Consider the following 24450-nt stretch of genomic DNA (forward strand, 5'->3'; position numbering starts at 1 on the left):
GATTCAAAGTGGCTCCTTTTAAAGATCAGCCGTCGAGACGTTCCAAGCGATCGGCTGTCTTTTCGGCAATCGATGCAGGATCCAAATGCGCCAACTCGATAAGTTGTTTCATCGAGCCGCATTCGCAAAATTCATCCGGTGTACCGAGATGCAAGACGGGACACAACACATTTTCATCGGAAAGAACTTCGAGCACACCCGAGCCGAATCCCCCGCGTACGGTGTTTTCTTCCACGGTCACAATCAACCGGTGCTTATCGACCGCCGCAAGAATTGCAGCCTCGTCGAGCGGTTTCACCCACCGCATATCGACGACGGTCGCACTGATACCATTTGCTTCGAGAAGTTTCGCCGCTTCGAGGGCGTTTTCAACCATACGACCTACTGCCAAGAAAGCGACGTCCTCACCGGTCCGAAGCTCGAGCGAAGAACCGACGCTCCATACCGAGGCGACCTCGGGAAGAGCGGTTCCGATCCCGCCTCCTCTCGGATAGCGCAACGCCACGGGTCCCTCGATTTCGAGCGCCGTATGAAGTGCGTCGACGAGATCTGCCTCGTTGCGCGGTGCCATGATTTTCATTGTCGGAATCGAGCGCAAAAAAGAGAGGTCGTAGAGCCCGTGGTGCGTCGGACCGTCGTCACCGACAAACCCCGCACGATCGATTGCGAACACCACATGCGCTCCCTGCAAAGCGACATCGCCGATTATCTGATCGTATGCCCGTTGCAAAAAGGTCGAATAGATTGCGACGACGGGGAGTTGACCGCCGAAGGCCAGCCCGGCCGCAAGACCAACCGCGTGCTCCTCGGCGATTCCCACATCGTGGAAGCGTTCCGGATACCGTTCGGAAAAAGCATTGAGCCCGGTACCGGGAGCCATCGCCGCCGTTATGGCGTGGATGCGAGGGTTGCGTGCGGCTTCCTTGAGGAGTGCTTGCGAAAACACTTCCGTATATTTGAGGGGACCCGTCGAAGGTTCGACGATACCCGTCTCGCGATTGAAGGGACCGATTCCGTGAAACCTCTCGGGCTCGGAACTCGCAGGCTCGTAACCTCTTCCTTTTTGCGTTACGGCATGGATGAGAACCGGGCCGTCGGAACCTTTGGCGCTTTCGATTGCCGCCTGCACTTGTTCGATATCATGGCCGTCGATGGGTCCGACATAGCGAAGACCCATCTCTTCGAAGAGCATTCCGGGAACCATCAGCTGTTTCACTGAATCTTTCAGCGTTTTTCCGGCGGAAAGCAACGTCTGTCCGATTGCCCCTTGCGACTCCAATTTCGACTGAAGCGACTCGCGCAGCCCCCAGTAGCGTTTGCTCAAACGAATGCGCCCGAGATAGCTTGCAAGCGCTCCAACATTTTTGGATATGGACATCTCGTTGTCATTGAGTACGACAATCATCCGCGTCTGGGTATGCCCCAGATGATTGAGCGCCTCCCAGGCCATGCCTCCGGTCAAAGAACCGTCACCAATGACGGCCACGACTTCGCTGTTCTGATTTTGAGCATCGCGCGCAAGTGCATAACCCAGAGCAATCGAGATGGAGTCACTCGCATGCCCCGAACCGTAAAGGTCGCATGGAGATTCGCTCCGCTTGGGAAATCCCGACATTCCGCCCAAGGTGCGCAACGTGCAGAATGCATCGCGGCGTCCCGTGAGAAGTTTATGGACATATGATTGGTGACCGACATCGAAAGCGATGACGTCACGCGGACAGTCGAGACTGCGCTCTATCCCAAGCGTCAACTCCACCACGCCGAGATTGGGAGCCAGATGCCCGCCGGTCTTCGAAACCGTCTCGACAAGCTCGTGACGAATCTCGGCAGCCAGCACTTGCATCTGCTCGTTGTCTAATTTTTTCAAGTCACAAGGACTTTGAATGGTATCTAAAATACGTTGAGTCATACGCCGGTTATCCGTTGTGTCGTTCCTGCAATTCTTGCGATCCCTCTTCGAGGTCGAGATCATCGGCCGCAGGGGGATCCGGCTCGACGAGCGCATCCCAATCTGCTTGGTCGATAAGCTCCGTGCAGCGATTCGCAAGACGCACACCCTCCTCGAGAAGATCGAGACTCTTCTCGAGAGAAATGTCTTTCTTTCTGACTTCGACGACGATGTCGTCGAGACGCCCCTTGGCCTGAGAATATGAAAATTGATCATCGCTCACTACTGATCATCCCCTTCGCCGTCGTCATGTCCACCGGAAGAATCCGTCTGTTTATCGAGAGCTGATTCGATTTGTTCGAAATCGGCACGCTCACGCGCCACTTTGCCGAGTACGCCGTTGATGAACTTCGATGAATCATCTCCACCATACTCTTTTGCGAGACGAACCGCCTCATTGATGGCCACCGAGGTCGGAATGTCCTCGTTGTAGAGCAACTCCCAGACTGCGATGCGTGAGATGTTTCTGTCAACGATCGGCATGCGCATCAGAGACCAGTTCTTCGAGGTTTCCTCAAGAACGCGATCTATTTCGAGCATATTCTCCTCAACCCCATAGGCGATTTTCATCGCATAGTCATCCGGGGCTTTGGCGAAAGAATCATAAAACTTTCGGTACCGACAGGTCTCGTATTCCGGACAACGGCATCTGTCGACGGTGGAGTCACCGTCTTGATAGGGGTAGCCCGCAGGCGGGCACTCTTTATGCTCTTTGTAATAACGACGACAAGAGCATGTCGTGGCGCGTCGACACGCCGCCTTGCGTTCTTGCTGCTGCAAATCCAGATGAGGACACGCGTAATCGAGAGGCCACTGCCCGAACTTTTCGAAATAAGCGTGCGGAGTGCACTCATCCATATAGACGCATTCGCACTCCACAATACGATCGTTGTCGATTTCATAGGTTCCGTGTTGCATCATATGACTGATTGTGACCGCGGTCATTTCGCGTTGGTACAACAGACGAAGTGCGTAGACACGTGAATGCATCCGCGGATTGAGTTCGGTCCGTACTTTGCCACTCTTGCTATTTGAAGTCATGAAGTCTGCTATCTATTCGGCAAAAACGAGAGAGTCGATGTACACGTCGATTTTGTCCGCCTTGACGCCGACCTGAACGGCCAAGGCATCACAAACCGCGCCCTGAATGGCCGCACCGAGCTCGTTGAGTTTCGTCCCATAATATGCTTGAACATGAATGCCGATTTCCAACTCTCCGGCATCGTTTGTGGAAATCTCGATATTGCGAGAATTCACCGATTTACGAAGCGATGAACTTTGCTGGATGGCCGCGACTCCCTCGACTTTTTCAGTTGCCAAAGCAACGATGGTGTTGATGACGTTCGGAGCGACCGTGAGCCCCTCGAGTTTAAGTATGTCTGACATGTCAATCTCCTTCGCTGGTCGTATCTATTGTACTATCCCAATACGTCGGGCAACTCAGTTTCGATGAAATCCGTATAAACCTCACCCTGAATGAACGCATCGTTTTCCAAAACACGCAGATGGAAGGGAATCGTGGTCGGCACACCCTCGATGACGAACTCTGAAAGTGCCCGCTTTCCGCGTGCAATCGCCTCTTCGCGAGAGTCACCCCATACGATGAGTTTCGCGAGCAAAGAATCATAGGTCGGTGGAATCTTATAGCCGGCATACACGTGCGTATCGACGCGAACACCGAATCCCCCCGGAACGCGCAATCGTGAAATCGTTCCCGGACACGGTGCGAAATTGCGTGAGGGGTCTTCGGCGTTTATTCGAAACTCGATTGCGTGTGCCAAAATACGTAAGTCTTCTTGGCGCGTCAGGGAAAGAGGCAGTCCTGCGGCGACGCGTATCTGCTCTTTTATGATATCGACGCCTGAAATCTGTTCACTCACCGTATGTTCGACCTGAACGCGCGTATTCATCTCCATGAAGTAAAACTTACCGTCCGTGTCATAAAGAAACTCTATCGTTCCGGCGCCCTCGTAATCCACCGCGCGTGCCAAAGCGACGGCCGCCTCGCCCATTTGTTTGCGCGTAGCCTCATCGAGCGCCGGTGAAGGTGCTTCCTCGAGGAGTTTTTGGTGGCGACGCTGGATGGAGCAATCGCGCTCGAAAAGATAGAGCGCGTTTCCGTGCGCATCCGTCAGAATCTGAATTTCGACATGGCGCGGACGCAACAAGTACTTTTCGATATAAACTTCATCGTTTCCGAAAGCCGCCGCAGCCTCGTTACGCGCGGCGACGAACTGTTTTTTCAAATCCTGCGCATCGATTGCGACGCGCATCCCTTTGCCGCCTCCGCCCGCCGATGCTTTCACGAGCACGGGAAACCCGACCTGCTCGGCAAAAACGAGCGCTTCCTCGGCGGTCTCGACGACACCGTCGGATCCGGGCACGACGGGAACGCCCGCTGCGATTGCGGAAAGACGCGCTTGGGCTTTGTTCCCCATCGAGTCGATTGCCGCAGCCGACGGACCGATGAATTTTATGCCCTCTTCAGAGCAGGCTCGATCGAAGTCCGCATTTTCCGCCAAGAATCCGTAACCGGGATGGATGGCCTGAGCGCCGGTGTTGAGCGCCGCCATGATGATATTGCCCTGCACGAGGTAGGACTTCAGAGATGACGCCGGGCCGACGCATACCGCCTCGTCGGCGAGTTGCACATGAAGCGCATCCTTATCGATTTCCGAGTAAACTGCAACCGTTTCCACGCCGAGCTCTCGGGCAGCCCTGATGACACGAACCGCAATTTCACCTCTATTGGCAATGAGAATCTTTGTAAACATGTATACCTTTATGTCCTATTCGTAATAGAAAAGTATCGTGCCGTACTCGACCGGATTGCCGTTTTCGACGGCTATCTCGGTGATGACTCCATCTTGCGGACACTCTATCTCATTCATGAGCTTCATCGCCTCGACGATACAGAGCGGCTGACCGGTCACGACTTTATCCCCGACCTTACAATAAGGATCCGCACCGACGGAAGGAGTCGCATAAAACGTACCCACCATGGGAGCTGCGACGGTCTTCCACGTCGCCGGTCGTGTGACCGCGCTCTCGAGCATGTCGGAGTTCGCCTGATCGGAAAACGGCACGTGCGCAGCCTCCGACACATTCGACGGAGCCGAAGACGGTGCGAAGCCGCCTCGAGCATCCGGCTTGCGCAAAGTGATCTTGGTGTCACCCTCCTCGATGATGACCTCGGATACTTCGCTTGTTTCAAGCGTACGAATAAGGTCTCTGATTTGTCCTACATCCACGGCGTCTTCCTCTCGCACGACCTGGCCTTCTGTGCCAAGCATGAACACGGCGCTTTCGGCACCTTTTTTATGAGCTTCCAGATACGTACGCGCCTCATTGGGGAAAAGCGCATACATGAGTACGTCCTCTTCACTGCGCGCCAAGTCGCCGATTTCTGCCGCGAAATCATCAAAGGTCGCCGTCACCAACGAACCCGGTCGTGTCGACTCATCGAGAGGCACGGCATTTCCGAGGACTTGCTTGTAAATGTCTTGATTGATCGGGCCGGGCGCTTTACCGTACAGACCCCTGAAGTAATCTTTCATCTCTTGAGGAACAATCGACCAGCGCTTGCCCGTCAATATATTGAGCACCGCCTGAGTCCCGACGATTTGCGACATCGGAGTCACGAGCGGAGGATAACCGACCTCTGCACGAACACGGGGAATTTCGGCGAGCACATCGTCGAGTCTGCTGAGCGCTTTTTGCAGCTCGAGTTGACTTACGAGGTTTGACATCATGCCACCGGGGACCTGATGCGAGAACACCTCCATCGACAGCAATGAGGTGAAGCCTCGCTTGACGTTCTTGCGCGAACGGACGCCCTCCCAATAGTGTGCTATCTCGAAGAGTAAATCGAGATTGAGCCCGGTATCGAATTCGCTTTCCTTAAGCGCGGCAACGATGGTCTCGACGGCCGGTTGGCTGTTGCCGAATGCAAGAGAAACGACCGCCGTATCCACAATCGAAGCTCCGGCTTCGATACCTTTCAGATAATTCATCGGAGCCATTCCGCCGATGTAGTGGCAATGGAGGTGGACGGGCAATCCGATTTCTTTGTTGAGCGCTTCGACCATGCGCTCGGTACGAAACGGTGTGAGCATGCCTGCCATATCTTTTAAGCAAATGGTGTCGGCACCGAGTTCTTTGAGTTGCTGCGCATACTCGAGATAGGCATCGATGGTGTGAACCGGCGAAATCGTATAGCTGATGGCGCCTTCGAAATGCCCGCCACAATCTTTGATGGCGCGAGCAGACGATTCGATGTTTCTGATGTCATTGAGCGCATCGAAAACACGGAATACTTCGATTCCGTTACGCTTCGATGCTGCCGTGAAGCGGTTTACGATATCGTCTGAATAATGGTGATAGCCGACCAGGTTTTGGCCACGCGTGAGCATCTGAAGAGGAGTTTTCGGACAATGCTTCTTGATGGTACGAAGACGTTCCCAAGGGTTTTCGTCGAGAAATCTGAGACACGCGTCAAACGTCGCGCCTCCCCATGCTTCCAAGGACCAATAGCCGACTTCATCCATCTTCGGCAAAATTGGAAGCATATCTCCAATTTCCATACGAGTTGCCCAAAGCGACTGGTGGGCGTCTCGCAGAGTTGTATCGGTAATGTGCACGGGTCGCATAACATCTCCTCATGAGCTTTATTTGTCAAAATTCTGAAGTTATAAGTATATCCCATTCGTACGGGACCGTACAAGAAGCCCCCTCCAAAATCAAAACATCGAAGGGGGCGTCATCCTATATGAAAGTCGTGCGTTTTACACCCGCGTGACGTAGCGCCCGTCGCGCGTGTCGATTCTCAGCTTGTCTCCGACGTTGATGAACATGGGAACCTGCACGACCGCGCCCGTTTCGAGCGTCGCCGGCTTGCCCCCACCTTGTACCGTATCGCCTTTAAAGCCCGGCTCGGTCTCGGTCACTTCGAGTTCCACAAACATGGGCGGCTCGACACCGATGTAGTCACCGTCGGCGGTGATAATCTGAACATCATCGTTTTCCTGAAGCCATTGGGCGGGTCCGCCGATGAAACTCTTTTGCAACTCGACTTGATCGAACGTGGTCGAGTCCATGAAGTAATACGTCTCACCATCGTTGTAAAGATACTGCATGTTCTTGTTTTCGATGTGGACATCGTCGAACTTTTCGCCTGCACGGAAGGTGTATTCCACAACACGCCCCGACTCGAGCGCTTTGAGCTTCGTGCGCACGAAAGCGGCGCCCTTTCCCGGCTTGACGTGCTGAAACTCCACGATGACCCAACGTTTTCCATCGTACATGATGCACATGCCGTTCTTGAAGTTCGCGGTGGTAACTGCCACAGGTATTCCCTTTCTAGTGCGGTCTCGATGCGAATCGTATCGAATCGAAATTATAGGATGATGAGCTCTTTCGAGGAGGTGGACAACACTTTCTCACCCGTCTCGAGCACGATGACTATATCCTCTATTCTAACACCGAGCTGACCGGGCAGATATATACCCGGCTCGATTGTGAGAATATCGCCTGCCTGCATCACGTCTTTCGAGCGCGGTGATGCGTTCGGGCCCTCGTGAATATCGATCCCGACTCCGTGTCCGGTGCCGTGACCGAAATGCTCCCCGAACCCGGCTTCTTCGATGACATCGCGCCCGGCTTTATCGATGTGCACACCGGTCGCTCCGGCACGTACGGCGGCATTGCTCGCTGCGTTTGCGGAAAAAACCGTCTCATACACCTTGCGTTGCAAATCGGTGACGTGTCCGATTGCGACGGTTCGCGTCATATCCGACTTATAACCACCGACTTGGGCGCCGAAATCCATTGTGATGAAATCGCCGTCCTGCACTTTCCTGGAGCCGGGCACACAGTGCGGCAACGCGCCGTTTGCACCGCTTGCCACGATGGTGAGAAACCCCGGGGCATCGGCCCCGAACTTGGCCATCGCATATTCGAGTTCGACGGCGATCTCTTTTTCCGTCACGCCCGGTTCAATGAAAGTGCATATGTGAGCGAACGCTTTATCGGCGATGGCCTGGGCGGCGGCAATGCGCTCGATTTCATTCTCGTCTTTTTCGTGACGAATCTTTTCAACCCACCCTTTCGCCGCAACGACGGCGGAAGGAGCGAATTTTTCCTCACACTCACGATAAATTTTATACGGAACCGCATCTTCGACGGCAACGGCGTTCAACTTGAGCTCGGAGAGGGTATCTGCCACGGCATCAAGCACGGGCGCGCCCGAACAACGCACGCTCCATGGGGTCCCGGCGACCTGAGCTTGCGATACATCGCGATAGCGGCTGTCGGTATAAAAAATCGCCTCATTCGCGGTGATGAGGGCGACATGGGGGTTTTCATCATCGTGGATTCCATCGAATCCGGTGATGTAATCGACATTGCTCGAAAGCATCACGGCGATACCGTCCGCCGACTCGACCTTAAGCTTCTTGCGAAGATTTTCCAAACGTTTTTCTGAGTTCACTACTCTCCCGCTTCCTCTATTAAACGAATGATTCCTTTTTCATAGCCCTCGATACCCATCCCATAATATTGCGCGATACAGGCCGGAGCCGTCACGCTGATTTTACGAAATTCTTCTCGGGCGGTGATATCGCTTAAATGCACTTCGACGACGGGAACATCGATGGCGCGTATGGCATCGTAAAGCGCGTATGAATAGTGCGAATAGGCACCCGGGTTGAAGAGCACGCCCGCATATCGATTGCGCGCCTCATGGAGCGTATCGATGAGCGTCCCCTCATGATTCGACTGAAAGAGCTCGATATCTTTTCCGCTCACTTCGGCGACGCGATGCAAAATGTCGTCTTGCGTGAGCGTCCCGTAAACCGTCGGTTCGCGCTCGCCGAGCAAATTGAGATTCGGACCATGCAGAATCAAGTACGTATCGCTCGTCATTTCGTCTCTTTCGCCGTCTCGGGCATGCCGTCATACGCACGCAGGTGGTCATACAAGACATCTTCGGGCACCGCTTGACACGTCCACTCTCCCGGTTTCGACAAGAGCACCATTCGCACCTCGCCGCTCCGCACTTTTTTATCACTGTGCATGGCTTCTCTGATGTCGAGAGGTCTTGACGGACTTGCAACCGGTGATATGTCGAACATCTCGAGGAGCGCGTCTGTGCGTCGAACCGTTTCCATCGATCCTTGCGCGAGCTGAACGCTCACACGGGATGCGAAGCGCATTCCTTGCGCCACTGCGGCACCGTGTGAAATCTTCCCGTACCCGTACAGCTTTTCCAAAGCATGACCCAACGTATGCCCGAAGTTCAAGCACTCTCGCGCTCCCAAATCGAGGCAATCGGAGGCAACGACCCCGGCTTTGAACTCGATGCAACGCGCGATCATCTCGACGAGTGTCTTTTGGTCGCGTTGCATGATTGCTTCAGAGTTTTCCTCGAGCCACCCGCAAAACTCTTCGCCGGAAAGAAGTGCTGTTTTCACGACTTCGGCAAGACCGCTTTTAAATTCATCGCCGGGCAAAGTCGTCAAAGTGTCGATATCCATGAGAATTGTCTCGGGTTGCTTGAATGCACCGGCGAGATTTTTCCCACTCTCCAAATCGACGCCGGTTTTGCCACCGACCGAAGCATCCACCATGCTGAGCACCGTCGTGGAGATTTGGGCGAATTCCACCCCCCGCTGATAAACCGCCGCCACAAAGCCGGCAAGATCGGATGCGACTCCACCTCCAAGCGATATAACCATATCGGTGCGCTCCAAGCGATTTTCCGCAAGCGCTTCGAGCACTTGCCCCGCGGTGTGCCAATTTTTCACCGCTTCACCGGCTGCCACCGTCAAAGAGATGACTTCGAATCCGGCGGTGATGAGCATCGATTCATAGAGGAGCCCGAACAACTCGCCGGTTGTTTCATCGGCGATTATCGCGACTCGACGCGTTTTATTGTTCTCCGATAACTGTCGTATGAAATGACTCGGTGCGTTTTCTCCGAGAAATATCGGATACGATGCGACCCCCAAGTCGATATCGAGCCGCAAAGTCGTGTCGTCTAGTTCAGTCCTCGTGTACACAGGCATGCGCAGTCTCCTCAAGATGATCGATGATTGCCTCGACAACCGATACGGCACTGCGCCTATCGGTGGAAATGCTGAAATCCGCAGTCGCTTTATACAGGATATCCCGTGCTTTCATGAGAGAAAAAATTTCATCGGACGATTTTGCGGTGGCCAGCAAAGGCCGCGAGGCGAAATCGCCGAAACGTGCCAATGCCTGTTCGGGTTCCATCGTAAGAGAGACTATCAAAGCGCGCTTTTGAAGAGCGGCGACATTGGCGGGTAGGGTGACTATGCCACCGCCGCACGCGATGACGTGGGGTTCGACGTGCGCCAATGCATCTCTAAGCGCCGCGGCTTCGAGATCGCGGAAATATCGTTCGCTGTGTCTTTCGAAGAGTTCGGCCACCGACATGCCTTCGCTTTTTTCCACGTAGTCGTCGGTGTCGATGAAATCAAGCCCGAGTTTTTCCGCCAAAATCTTACCGCACGTGGTTTTGCCTGCTCCCATGAAACCTATGAGCGCAATGTGTTTTACCGACATATATCTCACCTCACCACAGACATCATAGCGCTCCGCACTGAATCTCGGGTGCCTCGATCCCCCCATATGCCGTAAAAATCATTCCAAAGGGAACTCGCGATGACTCCTTGCTCGACGAGCATGAGCCGACCGTCCTGAGCGGGCACGCCGGCTGCTCGTGCCGCCGCAACCAAACGCGTCGTCGCACTCGGCTGGTACACCGCATCGAACAGATAGCGTCCGTGAGCGGCGATTTTTTCCGCATCGACGATCAAGCGATCCGCCGGATTCAAGCCCAGAGGAGTCGCGTTGATCAAAATATCGGCAATCGTGTCATCGATTCCGGTGGCGGCGCGACACCTACCCGCATTTTGAAAATCTGCAGGGCACACTTCTTCTATGAGACGCCGTGCATTCTCCATGCGACGGGAAACGACGGTGATAACCTCTGCATTGCGCGCTATCAACTCATACAGGATCGCACGGGCGACACCCCCCGTACCGAAAATAACGACGCTTGCGCCGTTGATGGAAATGCCCAGGGTATCGTCGAGCCCGCTTTGCAGTGCACGACCGAAACCGGGGGCGTCGGTGTTATCCCCCATGAGCTCTCCGTGCGATGTGCGAGTTATCGTATTCACCGCTCCGATGGCGCGCGCGCGCTGGCTGACCTGCGCACATTCCTGAAGGGCCAGAAGTTTGTAGGGCACCGTCGTGCAAAAACCGCATACGCCTCCCGGAGACTCTGCCGTGCGCACCTGCCGGCACCACATACGATAACCGTTCGCGTCCGCCGGATCGTATGCGAACATCTCGGCACGCGCGCCGCATGCTTCAAACGCGGCATTGTGCATCGCCGGAGAGAGCGAATGGGTGATGGGCGTTCCGATGACGGCGAATTTATATGTGTGAGAAGAATCAACCACGAATCACATACTCGCTTCCGCGTGTCGATCGCCGAGAATTAATTTCTCAAACTTTCGTAAAAACAGCGTGTGTTTCAAGTCATGCGAACTTAACGGCGATACGAGAACCGTCGTTATCCCCAAACAGGACGCACCGAGGATATCGGTGAACACCTGATCCCCGATCATCACGGTATTCTTGCTGCGTGAATTCATTTTACGCATTCCGAAAAAATACGCCGGAGGCAATGGCTTGACGGCTTTGGACACAAGTTCTAATCCGAGATCGCCGGCCACTTCGGTGATGCGATTATGCCAATTATTCGAAAGTATGCAAGCTTTGAAACCTGCATCTTTCAGCGAAAGAGCCCACTTTTTAATTTCTGGGGGAATCTCATCGCTATCGCGTGGAAGCAATGTATTGTCCAAGTCGAGCAGCAAGTGAACTATTCCTCGCTTTTTCAACTCTTCCAAGTCAATTGCCAACACCGAATCGAGGAAAAAATCAGGAAAGGCCATTATTTTCCGAACACCGCCTTCGATTTCGCTTTCGCAGCCACAAACTCATTCTGAGTACTTGCAAATGTTTGGCTTCCGTCTTTGCCTGTCAGCACGAAGTAAAGATACGTCGTTTTTGCGGGCTTCACGGCAGCCTCGAGGGAATTCTTGCCCGGGTTTGCTATGGGTCCGGGGGGCAGCCCGTTATGTAGATACGTATTATAGGGACTCGGGGTGGCTAAATCGGCATTCAGCAGCCTCAGCTTCGACTTTTCCTTGCCCGGAAGCAAGAATTGCACCGTCGAACAAAACTGAAGTCGTCGCCCGAACGCGAGACGATTGTCGATGACGCTCGCCACCAACGGCCGTTCCGATTCGATGCTCGCTTCACGTTCGACCAAAGATGCAATCGTGACGAGTTGCGGCACCGAATAGGCGTCAGAGCGCGATTGTGCGACACCGATGCTCGACCATACTTGCCCGAACCTTTTCAACATCATGGTGATCACATCGTCGGCGGTGGCGTCTTTTCCGACTCGGTACGTATCGGGAAAAAGAAATCCCTCGAGAGAATCATGGTAGGCTCCTTCGAGAAAAGGGTATTCGGCCTTGTACGTCGCCGCACCGTTTTTTGCAATCTCGGTGAACTTATCGGCAGAGATTCCTGTTTTTTTCTCGACTATCGCTGCAGTTTGGGCGCCGGTGAGCCCCTCGGGAATGGTGACTTGCACATAATCGTCCGAAGGCCCGCTCGTGAGAGCTTTAATGGTTTTGGCGTAGCCGAGCCCCACTTCGAGCTTGTACATCCCGGCTTTCAAGGAACCTGTGGCATTGCCCAATCGAGCCCGGAGTTCAAACATCGTGGCATTTGAGACGATACCTTTTTGGACAAGAACGCGCGCAATCTCGATGGGGGTACTTCCTTTGGCGATTTCCACGGATACGACCGTTCCTTTTTTCTGGGAAGTATTTCCCGCGGAAGAAAACAACGTCGAACCGACGACACTTATAACAGCGATGCACAGCACGAAAAGAGCAATGCGCGCAACGCTTCGAGCACTTTTATTTTTCTTTTTTCGCATAGTTCTCGCTATGTGCTCAGTCATGCGTCAGTCCTTTTCCTCATCGTGGGAAAGATGCTCCAGATAACTCTGTAAAAAAATCGCCGCTGCAATCTTATCGAGACTGCCGCGCATCTGCTTTGAGGTGTAGCGCGAATCGGCCATGACCCGTTTTGCTTCGGTGCTTGAAAAGCGTTCATCGAAAAAACTCACTCGCTCATCGGTCGAAATATCATCGTTATGCTCAATCCACCCGCAACCGACGAGAAGTTTTTTTGCAAGTGAACGCACATGACGAGCTTGAGGCCCCTCCTCACCATTTAACGACAGAGGCAAACCGATTACCACATGTTCGACGTCATAATCACAAATAACCCGTTGTAACAAAGACCCGTTCGCGAGGAGTTCTCGAGTTTCAAGAACATCCAGAGGACTTGCTACTGTTCCCCCGGCATCTGAAATCGCAACGCCCGTACGCACATCGCCTATATCGAGTGAAAGAATTCTCAAGGGGAAACCAACTCCTCTATAACTTCTCATCGGCTCGTCCGTCTTCGCCTATCTTTCGCGACTTACTTCGCCGATAACATAAGCGAGCACTTCGGGGATCTTCTCGATGTTCACGCCGCCGCCTTGTGCCATGGTCGGCTTTCCTCCGCCGCGACCGTCGAGCATGCCGGCGACGTGTTTGACAAGTGCCCCGGCGTTGAAACCGCGCGTGACGGCTGCATCGTTACCCGCCGCCATGAAGACCGGTTTGCCGGTTTCTGCATCGGTTCCGATGATGAAGGCCGCATCGATGCCGCGGACACGGATCATGTCCCATCCCGGGCGCAATCGCGCAGCCGTTATGTCTTCGAGCTCGGTGACGACGATCTTGTATCCGTTGACGACATGCGGATGCTCAACAATCGAGTCCAACGCTTCGGAAGCCTGCTCGACATCGCCGCGTTTGGCGACTGCCGCGAATTCTTTGAGTTTCCCGGTAAGTGCCACAGCCCTCTCCGACACGTCGCGCCACGGCGTATTGAACACTGCAGCCGCCCCGCGTAGTTCAGCCTGCTGATCGAGCGAGTAGTTGTACGCATCGAAACTCGTCACAGCCTCGATGCGACGTAAATTGGCGCCCACCGAAGACTCACTGACGATTTTGAAGAAACCGATTTCAGAGGTCCTTCCGATGTGCGTTCCTCCGCACAACTCTTTGCTGAAATTTCCCGCCTCGAGTACGCGAACGAAATCACCGTATTTTTCACCGAAAAGAGCCGTCACGCCGCTCTCTCTGGCGGTATCGAGCGATGTCTCGTAGTTGCGTACCGGATGATTCTCGAATATTTTCGCATTGACGAGACGCTCGATTTTATCGAGTTGTTCTGACGACAATGCTTCGTAATGCGTGAAGTCGAAGCGCAACCGATTGAAAGAGACCAAGCTTCCGGCTTGCGAAGCATGCGAACCCACCACTTTGTGAAGTGCCCAATGCAACAGATGCGTTGCCGTATGGTTGCGGCGAATGCGCTCCCGACGCAAGACATCGATGCGTGCAGTCACACTGTCTCCGACCGCGATTTCGCCCTCCTCGATGTGCGCTATGTGCACACGAAGCGTTTTTTCCTTCATCTTCGTGTCGGTTACCTGCAGAGATCCGATCGTCGAATCCTTTTGAGCTCCGTGAACTCTGAGGGTACCGGTGTCACCGATCTGTCCGCCCTGCTCTCCGTAAAACGGCGTCTTGTCCAAGATGACCTCGACATCGCCGCTCTGCGCGCGCTCGACGCTTTTACCGTCGAGGATGAGGGCGATGACTTTGCCGGTGTCCTCGTCATGGTCATAGCCGGTAAAAATCGTCGGGCCGCCTTTCTTGAGGACTTCGGAATACACACCGCCATACGTACCCCACACATTGTCCTTCACGTGCGAGCGCGCGCGATCTTTTTGCTTTTTCATTTCAGATGTATAACCGGCCTCGTCGACCGCGACGCCCTCTTCTTGCGCGATTTCAAGCGTCAGATCGAAGGGGAACCCGTAGGTGTCATGCAGCGTGAATGCGGCGAGACCGCTGAGAGCCTCTCCCTCTTTGAGCGCGGAAAGCTCCTCATGAAGAAAACTCAGCCCCGTACGAAGTGTGGCGCCGAAACGCTCCTCTTCGGAGCCGATGATGCTCTCGACCAAATCGTGGTGCGTGACGATTTCGGGATATACCTGTCCCATGAGTTCGACGACTTTATCCGACATGCGTGTCATGAACGGCTCGGTCGTTCCGAGCAGCTTGCCGTAGCGAACGGCACGGCGCAAAAGACGACGAAGCACATACCCGCGGCCCTCGTTTGAAGGCAGAATGCCGTCGGCAATCATGAAGGTGACCGAACGGGCATGGTCGGCGATGATACGAAGGGCCACATCGGTCTTGGCATCGACACCGTACTTCTCTCCGGTTATTTCTTCGGCGAGAGTTATCAAATCATGCATTTCATCGATATCGTAGTTCGATTGAGCATGCTGTAAGATTGCGGCGATGCGCTCGAGTCCCATGCCGGTATCGATGTTTTGCCGAGGAAGCGGTGTCAGGTTGCCGTCTTCGTCTCTGTCGTACTGCATGAAAACGAGATTCCAATATTCGAGATAACGGTCGCAGTCGCACCCCACCGCACAGTCTTCTTTCCCACAAGAAAACTCAGGTCCTTGGTCGTAGTACAGTTCGGAACACGGTCCGCAAGGTCCGGTCGGACCGGCGGCCCAAAAGTTATCCTCTTCACCGAGTCGGACTATCCGCTCGGGTTTGATATCCGTCTCCTCGAGCCAAAGGTCATAAGCGTCGTCGTCGTCGGTATAAATCGACACCCAGATACGTTCCTTTTCAAGCTTGAGGACATCGATGGAAAACTCCCACGCCCAACGAATGGCTTCGCGCTTGAAATAATCCCCGAAGCTGAAGTTGCCGAGCATCTCGAAAAATGAAAGATGGCGTCCCGTCGTCCCGATGATGTCGATATCGGTGGTGCGAACGCATTTTTGGACCGTCGTCGCGCGTGTGAACGGGAGCTTTTTCACCCCGAGAAAAACCGGTTTGAACTGAACCATGCCGGCAGCCGTCAAAAGCAGCGAAGGGTCGTCGGGTATCAAAGATGAGCTCGGACGACGGACGCATCCTTTGCTCGCGAAAAAGTTCAAGAAACTTTCTCTGATTTCTGCAGTTTTCATCTAATATCAAGCTCCTTATTTCAAGCGAAAACCATGCTCTTTCAGCTATAAAAACAGTAGCTATAAGGATACCACGAGAATATTTGCGTCGCTGTCATCGAAGGCGCCGTTCTAAGACTCTTTCGGTGCGCCGCCAGCCATACCCTCGCCTGCCTCGATTCCGACTTGATAATAACCCGACTTCGGCTTAGAAGTAGGAGCGTTTAAGACATTGGGATTTGATTGCAATCCTTTTTTGTTGTTTTTAACGGCTCTCTTGACGCGCCATGAATGAATGAACCTGTCGGTGAGGCCGGTGACGATTTCCGTCGGTGCGTTCACAATGCCAGAAATCGTCTCCCCGACCGAGGAAACTCTTTCCGAAGTTTCTTCGAACGAAGAAATGATGCCGTCGATACGCATCAGTTCGGCGTTCACAGCATCCATGGTTATGTCGGTCTTCTTGATGATGGGAACAGAAGCGTCGCGCAATTCAACGATTGCCTTCGTCGCCTCGACCGATGTTTCATTGAGAGAATCCACGAGAACGGTGACATGCGAGAGCACTTTAATCACGTAGATGAGCGCCGCGATGGCGAGAACGATGAAAATCCCGAGCAAAATCGTGATGACTGTTTGGTCCATGAGAACACCTCCGACTAGATATATACCAGTTTATATACCAGTTTGGTATTATTTATGGTTTTTTACAACCCGGATATTTTTCACCGCGCTGCCCTTCCCATCCTCTGACGGTGGGCCGATAGAACTTGTGTGACGAAAGGCCGTCGGGTAGATATTGCTGCCGCACCCAAGCACCCTCGAAATCATGGGGATAGCGGTAGGGACCGTATTCATCGCTGCCCGGTCGATGTCTGTCGCGCAAATGATTGGGGACAAAATGCGGTTTACCCGAACGCACTTCCGCAAGCGCCTCGTCGATGGCGAGATAACTCGCATTGCTTTTGTCGGCGAGTGCGAGATAGGTGGCGGCTTGAGCTAAGTTGATACGGCATTCCGGCATTCCTATTACCTCCGTCGCTCTAAACGCCGCCGTAGCGATGAGGAGTGCGCGAGGATCGGCGTTTCCGATGTCTTCGGATGCGAGAATCATCATGCGTCGTGCGATGAATTTCGGGTCTTCGCCACCGGCGAGCATGTGGGCGAGCCAATACACCGCGGCATCGGGATCGCTGCCCCGCATCGACTTGATGAAAGCCGAGATGACATCGTAATGGTTGTCGCCGCGCTTATCGTAAGGAAGTTGGCGCGTCGGGATGACTTCTTCGATCATATCACGTGTTATAGTCACGATTTTTTGCGGAGTCGTCTGCTCGTTGTTCACGGATTGCGCGAGTTGGGCCACGAGCTCGAGCGTCATGAGCGCGTTGCGAGCATCTCCCGCCGCCATGTAGGATATGTCCTCGAGAACACCGGAATCGACTAGGTAGCCGCCGTTAAGCCCCCGCTCATCGGCAAGCGCCCGTTTAAGAATATCCACCACGGCCGAAGTCGAAAGCGACTTGAGCTCGATGACTCTGGATCGACTGACCAGAGGTGCGTTCACTTCGAAAAAGGGATTTTCGGTCGTGGCACCGATGAGAATGACCGTACGGTCCTCGACGGCATGTAAAAGCGCATCTTGCTGTGATTTCGAAAAACGGTGTATTTCATCGATGAACAATATGGTGCGCATACCCTGAACGCCGAGACGACTCGATGCCGACGCGATGGCTTTTCGCAACTCTGCGACGGTGCCGGTGATAGCTGAAACTTCTTCAAAGTATGCGTTTGACAGGCCGGCAATGATACGGGCGAGACTGGTTTTACCCGTCCCTGCGGGACCGAAGAGAATTATGGAAGAAAGAGTATCGGCGTTGACGGCACGGCGAAGCCACGTGTTTTGTCCGACGACCTCTTCTTGCCCGAGAAAGTCATCGAAAGTCGCGGGGCGCATGCGAACTGCGAGAGGCGCGACTTTTCTTCGATTGGCGTCGCCCATCTGATCGAACAATGAGTTTTGCACGTATGCCCTCTCTTTTATGCGTAACCGCGCCTTGTTCTGAGGTCGTAAGGGTGAACCTGCTGTAAACAGGTGGGTGCTCGCATCAGACATTCCAGCTTCCACAACGTATACGGAGGATCCCTGTCTTGTCTGAAATTAAAGCTCCCTGGTCGAAAGTGTTGGTTCAGCCGCGTTTTATGCGACCCCAGATCAAGACGCGATATTTCAAGGCTATCGAACACAGTCAGTGTACCTCTATATATAACCGATTTTAAGAAGAATACACATTTCTTTTATGGAGATTTAAGTAGATGCTAACCGACTGCACGGGCACTGCGAACACGCATCGATCGACCCGACGAGGAGTGTTTTTTCTCACCATCAGTCGATGCGTATATGCGCTTCCTTAAGTTGGCGAGGTGTGACGTTGCTCGGGGAGCTCGACATGGGATCCCCGCCGCTCGAGGTCTTGGGAAATGCGATGACATCGCGAATCGAATCGGCACCGGCCAATACCATGATCAAGCGATCGAGACCGAGCGCGATGCCGCCGTGCGGTGGCGCACCGAAAGAAAGCGCCTCGAGAAGGAAACCGAACTGGTCGGCGGCCTCCTCCTCCTTCAAGCCTATGACTTTGAGCACGCGCATTTGAAGTTCTTGATTATGGATACGAAGCGTTCCGCCGCCGATTTCAAGCCCGTTCATGACCAAGTCGTAAGAGTACGAAAGGACATCGCCGGGATTGCTCTCGAGGGTATCGAGATACTTCTCATGCGGAAGCGTGAACGCGTGATGCGTGGCAGTCCAGCCGCCGGTTTCTTTGTCGGGAAGGAACATGGGGAAATCCACAACCCACAGCGGCGCGTGGCCCGCACGCTCGATGCCGAGTTCATCTGCCAGTCTGAGACGGATGATACCGAGCACCTCATTTGCCACATTGATTTCATCGGCGATGAAAACGAGTAAGTCTCCGACTTCGACATCGGTTGCTTGCCGTAGGTCCGTGATCTCCTCTTCGGTGAAGAACTTCGCAATGGGGCTCTTGACTTCGCCGGTGCTCGGAAAAGCAATCCACGCAAGCCCTTTCGCCCCGCTGTCGAGAGCGAGCTTGTTGAATGCATCGATTTTGCTGCGACTGAAGTCACCGGCGCCCTTGGCATTGATCGCTTTGACCACACCGCCGCCGGCCACTGATCCGGAGAACACTTTGAAGCCGCATTCTTTGACGATGTCGCTCACATCGACCAGGTTGAGCCCGAAACGGATATCGGGACGGTCCGAGCCGTAATCGTTCATCGCATCATGCCACGTCATCCGGCGAAGCGGAGTTACAAATTCGTGACCGGCCGATGCCATCACATCGCTCATGACATCTTCCATCATCTTGAGAATGTCATCCATCTTCACAAACGACATTTCGATGTCGACTTGCGTGAATTCGGGCTGGCGATCGGCACGCAAATCCTCGTCGCGGAAGCACCGGGCGATTTGATAGTAGCGCTCGATTCCGCCCACCATCAACAACTGCTTAAACAGCTGAGGAGATTGAGGAAGGGCATAAAACTTGCCGGCGTTGAGGCGCGAAGGCACGATGAAGTCGCGCGCACCTTCCGGCGTCGACTTGTTGAGAATCGGAGTCTCGACCTCTAAGAACCCGCGCTGTGCGAGAGCGGAACGAAAGGTCTGCGTCACCTTGTCGCGCAGAACCAACGCACGCGCGACTTCGGGACGACGAATGTCGAGATAGCGCCATTTCATGCGGGTGAGCTCATCGGTGTCAATCCCCTCCTCGATTTCAAAGGGAGGAGTTTTCGAGCTATTGAGCACCTCTATCGAACTTACGACGACTTCGACTTGTCCAGTTATCATGCCCTCGTTGACGGTACCTTCGGGGCGCAGACGCACCGTCCCGGTGACCGCGACCACCCACTCGGGACGAATCTGCTCCGCTATCTTGAACGCTTCGCCGGCATGATCGGGGTTAAAGGTCACCTGGACGATGGCGGAACGATCGCGCAAATCCACGAAAATCAAACCGCCGTGATCGCGACGCTTGCCGACCCATCCGGCAAGGGTCACTTCTCGACCGACGAGATCTGCCGTTACCTGATCATTTACGTGTGTGCGAATCGAATACATACCGTCAAACATCAGTAACCTTCTCTTTCTCGAACCTAGAGAGAAAACTTGTCGCGCCGAAGCGCGAATAAGCATTTTTTATAACTTTGCTATTTTAGCAGGTTTGCCCTTTAATCTCTGCGGCAACCTGATCCGTCGTTATGAGCTTTTCTTCTTTTGTGGCCATATTGCGCAATCGGACCATGCCGTCGGCCTGTTCATCCGGCGCAAAAATAAGCACGAAGCGGGCGCCTGCGTGGTCGGCTTGCTTGAACTGTGCTTTCAGAGACTTATGCGCCACATCCACAAGCGCGCCGAACCCGAGACGACGCAACCGACTCGTCAACTCGAACGCCTCTGACCTGAACGCGTCATCCGCAGTTGCGACATAGACATCTATCGAAGGACCGGAATCGAAAGTAACGCCGGCTGCTTGAAGGACGAGAAAGGTCCTCTCGAAGCCGAGAGCAAACCCGATTCCCGGTGTCGGCTTGCCGCCGAGCGACTCGAAGAGTCCGTCGTAGCGGCCGCCTCCTCCGATGGCATTTTGAGACCCGAGCCCGTTATCGACCTGAATTTCGAATACGGTGCCCGTATAGTAGTCCAAACCGCGAACGAGGGTGAAGTCTTCGACATAGGGGACGTGCGCGCCGTCGAGAAGTGCAAGCACCTGCGCATAGTGATCTGAGCAGTCGCCGCACAGTTCGTCTTTGAACTTCGGCGCCGAGGTGAATACCTGTCGACACGACGGATTTTTGCAGTCGAACGCCCGAAACGGATTGGTGTCGGCGCGCTTGTTGCATTCTTCGCACAACTCCGTACCGTGAGCACGTATGAACGCGGCGACTTTATCGCGATACGCGGGTCGACATGCAGCATCGCCCATCGAGTTCACGAGAAGGCGCATCGACGCGGCCGGAACACCCAATTCGATGAAATAATGCCACAGCATGATGATCATTTCGGCATCGGCCGCAGGCTCGGTCAACCCGAGTGCCTCGGCACCGATTTGATAGAACTGTCGTTGGCGCCCTTTTTGCGGACGTTCGTAACGAAACATCGGGCCGCCGTAGTAGAGTTTAGCCGACTGTCCGTTCGCCGTTAGGGAAGCGTTTATGGCAGCGCGCACGACACTGGCGGTATTCTCAGGACGCAGCGTGAGCGAACGACCGCCCTTATCGTCGAATGTATACATTTCCTTGTTGACGACATCGGCCGCCTCGCCGATTCCGCGCGAGAAGACTTCGGTATTCTCGAAAATAGGCGTGTATATCGGCTCATAGCCGTAACGACTGAAAACCGAATTCGCCGTATCGGTGAGATACTCCCATGCCCGCGCATTGGCGCCGAGCAAGTCGACTGTTCCTTTGGGGGCTGTATACTTGTCAGCCACATCGTGCTCCTTAGTGTGAGAGGGAATGCAAGTTCTCATTATACCGACTTTTTCCCTCCTTTTAACGAAGGGCACCTTTTGAAAAATGGCCCCTTTCGCCTCGAACATTACTTTACGTAAACAACACGCAGGGAAATGACGTCGATGTGCACTTTCCAACGTATACTGTGCCTACTGTTAGCGAGTTGTCTGCATGTTTCTTTTCATATGCAGATTCTTTATGTGGAGAGATGACATGACGCAAGATATAAATGAGGATACCACTGTAGAGACAATACCCGTCAAGACCGCGGATGCTACCGAGAAGGCAGAAGCTGCCGAGGTCTCCGCACCGTCTGATGATGACACAAAAATAGCCTCCTATCTCGATGACATAAAACAGACCGAAACAAGTGGCTCGCCCTTTGCCGATTTAGACGAAGACGAGTCGAAGAAAAAGCACACGGGGCTCAAGGTCGTCATATCCCTCGTTCTCGCGATTCTCCTGGTTGCGGATAGCTTCGTCGGATGGTTTTATTTCAACGATAAGGCACATGCCAGCATCGTCCCAAATGGCGTGACGTTGGCTGGGCGGGATTCTTTGGGCTCGATGGATGAGAATGCCGTGAACTCCGCCATCACCTCGAAGGCGGACGAGCTCCTCAAAACCCCTGTGGTGGTCTCGCTCGATGCTTCACGAACCCAGGAAACCGAGCTGGGCGCCTTCGTCTCGATAAATACCGGCAAAATGGTCGCTGAGGCCATTGGCATTCGATCGAATGCGACCCTAGAGGAACGACTTCGACTCGATGTCCTCAAGACCTCGATCGATCACGATATAGGTATCGACTACACCGTCGACGAGAAGGCCGTGACGAAATATGTGACGAAACTCGCCGAAACATACAATCAGAAAAAGATTTCGTCGGCGATTATACAAAAGAACGGCAAGATCGTCATACCGGAGAGTAAAAACGGATTAGAAGTCGATACCGATGTCACAAAGGCGAGTATCGTCGCAGCGATAACATCGGCGTTCGAGCAAGGCACTTTTCCCGCGAGCTTGTCCGCCACAATTGCAGGTGGCTCCACCAGTCCGAAAACAACCGCCGCAAGCTTGTCAGACACCCCGGCTATCGTCGTCACTCTCTCCAAGCGTCAAGTCGCCCTCTACAACGGGGAAAAACTGATAAAAACCTACAACTGCGCCATCGGTCAACCCGGACACAAAACACCGGTCGGAAACTGGGAAATCGTTCTAAAGCGCACGAACCCCATTTGGAGAAATCCGGGAAGCGAGTGGGCGAAGGATATGCCTGCCACCATAGGGCCGTCGGCGAATTCGCCTCTGGGCCTCAGAGCGCTCAACCTCAACGTCTCCGGAATTCGTATCCACGGAACGGTAGACATCAATTCAATCGGGACCGCCGCAAGCCACGGTTGCATGAGAATACGCAACGCCGATATCATCGATTTATTCGACAGGGTAAACATCGGAACGAAAGTCTTTATCATTCCCTAGACTTGTCGCCGCACTTTTTCCGGCAAGCCGCGCGCTTGAAAACGCCCACTGCAAGTTGAACCCGCCCGTATCTCCGATAACGTCGACGATTTCTCCGCAAAAGTAAAGCCCGGGAATCGCTGATGCCCTCATCGTTTTCATATCAAGTGCACTCAGTGGAACTCCCCCCGAGCTCACCATACCTTGGTTTGCGCCCCCTTTCGTCTCAACGACGAAAGGACAACGCATGAGTCGCCCGGCAAGGAGTCGAATTTCGGCCTTGGAGAGATCGCGAGCTAAAGATTTTGTGATGCCTTCCTCCCCCGGCCATCCTTTGAGCAAACACTCCACGAGACGCTTGGGAAGACTTGCGAAATGAACGACTTCGGTAAACGTTTTTTTCGTGCTCGAGCGCGCCACCTGCTCAAACTTCTCGCAAAAAGAATCAATACTTTTCGCGGTACTTTTCACCAAATTCACTTCGAATCGGTCACCTTTCGATAGATACCGAGAGGCATCCAAAACCGCTGGACCGCTGAGCGAATCGGATCGAAACAACAACCCACCGCTCGAAATCACGGCGTTTTTTGTGTCGGATGAGTGAATTTCGACAGCATCGAGCGAAACGCCGGCAAGCGCGTCGAATGCGTAGTCACGTGGATAGAGAGGAGTGAGCGCCGACTCGAATGGCACCGTCTCGATGTTCTTTCTTCGAAATAGCCCCGAAAAAAGCTTCTCCGCCGAGCCGTCGGATCCCGTTTGAGGATACGTGATGCCACCTGTCGCCACGATCAACCGTCCGCTACGATAGGTCTCTCCGCCTGCGACTATGCAAAAATTCGCTTCATCGTCGTAGTCAACCGAACCTACCTCGCTCCGACATTTGATGGAGCCACCCGCTTTCTGAAAAGTCTTCACAAGCGTTTCGAGTACATCGACCGATTTGAACGAATGAGGAAAAACTTTGCCGTCTGAGCGTGTCACGAGTTTCAAGCCGTGCGCGCAGAACCATTCCGCCAACGCCACGTTGTTGAAGCCGTAAAGTACCCGGCGAACCGTTGAGGATGCATCACCGTAGTGAGACACGAACCGGTTCATCGGAAGTGTGTTGGTGAGGTTGCATTGTCCACCCCCGGTTATCAGCAGTTTCCGCGCAACCTTCGATTTATGCTCGAATATGACAACTCGTGCAGCAGAATTTTCCTCCATTGCGGAAATGCCCGCGAAAAGCCCCGCGGGTCCGCCGCCTATGATGGCGATGTCGAAAGAATCATTCTCGCTATGTCCCGATGGCGCCATA

The 24450-nt window shown here is 53.8% G+C and carries 22 protein-coding genes; 1 reads left to right on the plus strand and 21 read right to left on the minus strand.

Going from position 1 to position 24450, the window contains the following annotated elements; translation table 11 throughout:
* Window positions 1-25: 25 nt before the first annotated feature.
* From JJE36_00355 to JJE36_00450, 20 genes are all read right to left on the minus strand, one after another.
* On the minus strand, window positions 26-1867 hold the full coding sequence (locus tag JJE36_00355) for a 1-deoxy-D-xylulose-5-phosphate synthase (GenBank protein MBK5210770.1): 1842 nt from the start codon (window positions 1865-1867) through the stop codon (window positions 26-28).
* A 49-nt stretch (window positions 1868-1916) separates the two neighbouring features.
* Entirely contained in the window at window positions 1917-2171 is a 255-nt protein-coding gene (gene xseB / locus JJE36_00360) for an exodeoxyribonuclease VII small subunit (GenBank protein ID MBK5210771.1), read from the minus strand.
* Window positions 2171-2806 carry a transcription antitermination factor NusB gene (nusB, locus tag JJE36_00365; protein MBK5210772.1) on the minus strand — a complete coding sequence of 212 codons (636 nt, stop codon included), beginning with the start codon at window positions 2804-2806 and terminating at the stop codon, window positions 2171-2173. The genes xseB and nusB overlap by 1 nt, the downstream gene beginning before the upstream one ends.
* Before the next feature lie 195 nt (window positions 2807-3001).
* A complete protein-coding gene (locus tag JJE36_00370) occupies window positions 3002-3334 on the minus strand; it encodes an Asp23/Gls24 family envelope stress response protein (GenBank protein ID MBK5210773.1) in 333 nt (110 codons plus the stop codon).
* A gap of 32 nt (window positions 3335-3366) precedes the next feature.
* Window positions 3367-4722 (minus strand): acetyl-CoA carboxylase biotin carboxylase subunit, encoded by a 1356-nt coding sequence (gene accC / locus JJE36_00375; GenBank protein MBK5210774.1) that lies wholly within the window; start codon window positions 4720-4722, stop codon window positions 3367-3369.
* A gap of 15 nt (window positions 4723-4737) precedes the next feature.
* Entirely contained in the window at window positions 4738-6597 is a 1860-nt protein-coding gene (accB, locus tag JJE36_00380; protein ID MBK5210775.1) for an acetyl-CoA carboxylase biotin carboxyl carrier protein, read from the minus strand.
* 135 nt (window positions 6598-6732) lie between these two features.
* Window positions 6733-7293: an elongation factor P gene (efp, locus tag JJE36_00385; GenBank protein ID MBK5210776.1), complete on the minus strand. Its 561-nt coding sequence runs from the start codon at window positions 7291-7293 to the stop codon at window positions 6733-6735.
* Window positions 7294-7343: 50 nt separating this feature from the next.
* Complete coding sequence (locus JJE36_00390; protein MBK5210777.1) at window positions 7344-8435, minus strand: aminopeptidase P family protein; 1092 nt, start codon at window positions 8433-8435, stop codon at window positions 7344-7346.
* Window positions 8435-8869 carry a 3-dehydroquinate dehydratase gene (locus JJE36_00395; GenBank protein MBK5210778.1) on the minus strand — a complete coding sequence of 145 codons (435 nt, stop codon included), beginning with the start codon at window positions 8867-8869 and terminating at the stop codon, window positions 8435-8437. The genes JJE36_00390 and JJE36_00395 overlap by 1 nt, the downstream gene beginning before the upstream one ends.
* On the minus strand, window positions 8866-10011 hold the full coding sequence (gene aroB / locus JJE36_00400; GenBank protein MBK5210779.1) for a 3-dehydroquinate synthase: 1146 nt from the start codon (window positions 10009-10011) through the stop codon (window positions 8866-8868). The genes JJE36_00395 and aroB overlap by 4 nt, the downstream gene beginning before the upstream one ends.
* Window positions 9989-10531 (minus strand): shikimate kinase, encoded by a 543-nt coding sequence (locus JJE36_00405; protein ID MBK5210780.1) that lies wholly within the window; start codon window positions 10529-10531, stop codon window positions 9989-9991. The genes aroB and JJE36_00405 overlap by 23 nt, the downstream gene beginning before the upstream one ends.
* A gap of 5 nt (window positions 10532-10536) precedes the next feature.
* Entirely contained in the window at window positions 10537-11436 is a 900-nt protein-coding gene (locus JJE36_00410) for a shikimate dehydrogenase (GenBank protein MBK5210781.1), read from the minus strand.
* 3 nt (window positions 11437-11439) lie between these two features.
* Complete coding sequence (locus JJE36_00415) at window positions 11440-11934, minus strand: YqeG family HAD IIIA-type phosphatase (GenBank protein MBK5210782.1); 495 nt, start codon at window positions 11932-11934, stop codon at window positions 11440-11442.
* On the minus strand, window positions 11934-13019 hold the full coding sequence (mltG, locus tag JJE36_00420) for an endolytic transglycosylase MltG (GenBank protein MBK5210783.1): 1086 nt from the start codon (window positions 13017-13019) through the stop codon (window positions 11934-11936). The genes JJE36_00415 and mltG overlap by 1 nt, the downstream gene beginning before the upstream one ends.
* A 3-nt stretch (window positions 13020-13022) precedes the next feature.
* The gene (ruvX, locus tag JJE36_00425; GenBank protein MBK5210784.1) at window positions 13023-13484 is read right to left on the minus strand and encodes a Holliday junction resolvase RuvX; all 462 of its coding nucleotides are present in this window, start codon (window positions 13482-13484) and stop codon (window positions 13023-13025) included.
* A gap of 48 nt (window positions 13485-13532) precedes the next feature.
* A complete protein-coding gene (gene alaS, locus JJE36_00430; GenBank protein MBK5210785.1) occupies window positions 13533-16175 on the minus strand; it encodes an alanine--tRNA ligase in 2643 nt (880 codons plus the stop codon).
* Between the two features lie 111 nt (window positions 16176-16286).
* Window positions 16287-16799: a hypothetical protein gene (locus JJE36_00435; protein ID MBK5210786.1), complete on the minus strand. Its 513-nt coding sequence runs from the start codon at window positions 16797-16799 to the stop codon at window positions 16287-16289.
* Between the two features lie 52 nt (window positions 16800-16851).
* Entirely contained in the window at window positions 16852-18156 is a 1305-nt protein-coding gene (locus tag JJE36_00440) for a replication-associated recombination protein A (protein ID MBK5210787.1), read from the minus strand.
* A gap of 384 nt (window positions 18157-18540) precedes the next feature.
* The gene (gene aspS, locus JJE36_00445) at window positions 18541-20310 is read right to left on the minus strand and encodes an aspartate--tRNA ligase (protein MBK5210788.1); all 1770 of its coding nucleotides are present in this window, start codon (window positions 20308-20310) and stop codon (window positions 18541-18543) included.
* An 82-nt stretch (window positions 20311-20392) separates the two neighbouring features.
* On the minus strand, window positions 20393-21709 hold the full coding sequence (locus JJE36_00450; GenBank protein ID MBK5210789.1) for a histidine--tRNA ligase: 1317 nt from the start codon (window positions 21707-21709) through the stop codon (window positions 20393-20395).
* Window positions 21710-21905: 196 nt separating this feature from the next.
* Between JJE36_00450 and JJE36_00455 the strand changes: the two genes are divergently transcribed.
* Window positions 21906-23171 carry a L,D-transpeptidase/peptidoglycan binding protein gene (locus JJE36_00455; protein MBK5210790.1) on the plus strand — a complete coding sequence of 422 codons (1266 nt, stop codon included), beginning with the start codon at window positions 21906-21908 and terminating at the stop codon, window positions 23169-23171.
* Here the strand turns inward: JJE36_00455 and JJE36_00460 are convergent.
* On the minus strand, window positions 23124-24449 hold the full coding sequence (locus JJE36_00460; GenBank protein ID MBK5210791.1) for an aminoacetone oxidase family FAD-binding enzyme: 1326 nt from the start codon (window positions 24447-24449) through the stop codon (window positions 23124-23126). The genes JJE36_00455 and JJE36_00460 overlap by 48 nt on opposite strands.
* Between the last annotated feature and the right edge of the window lies 1 nt (window position 24450).

This window comes from Coriobacteriia bacterium, from assembly GCA_016649875.1.
In the GTDB taxonomy this organism is placed as follows: domain Bacteria; phylum Actinomycetota; class Coriobacteriia; order WRKU01; family JAENWW01; genus JAENWW01.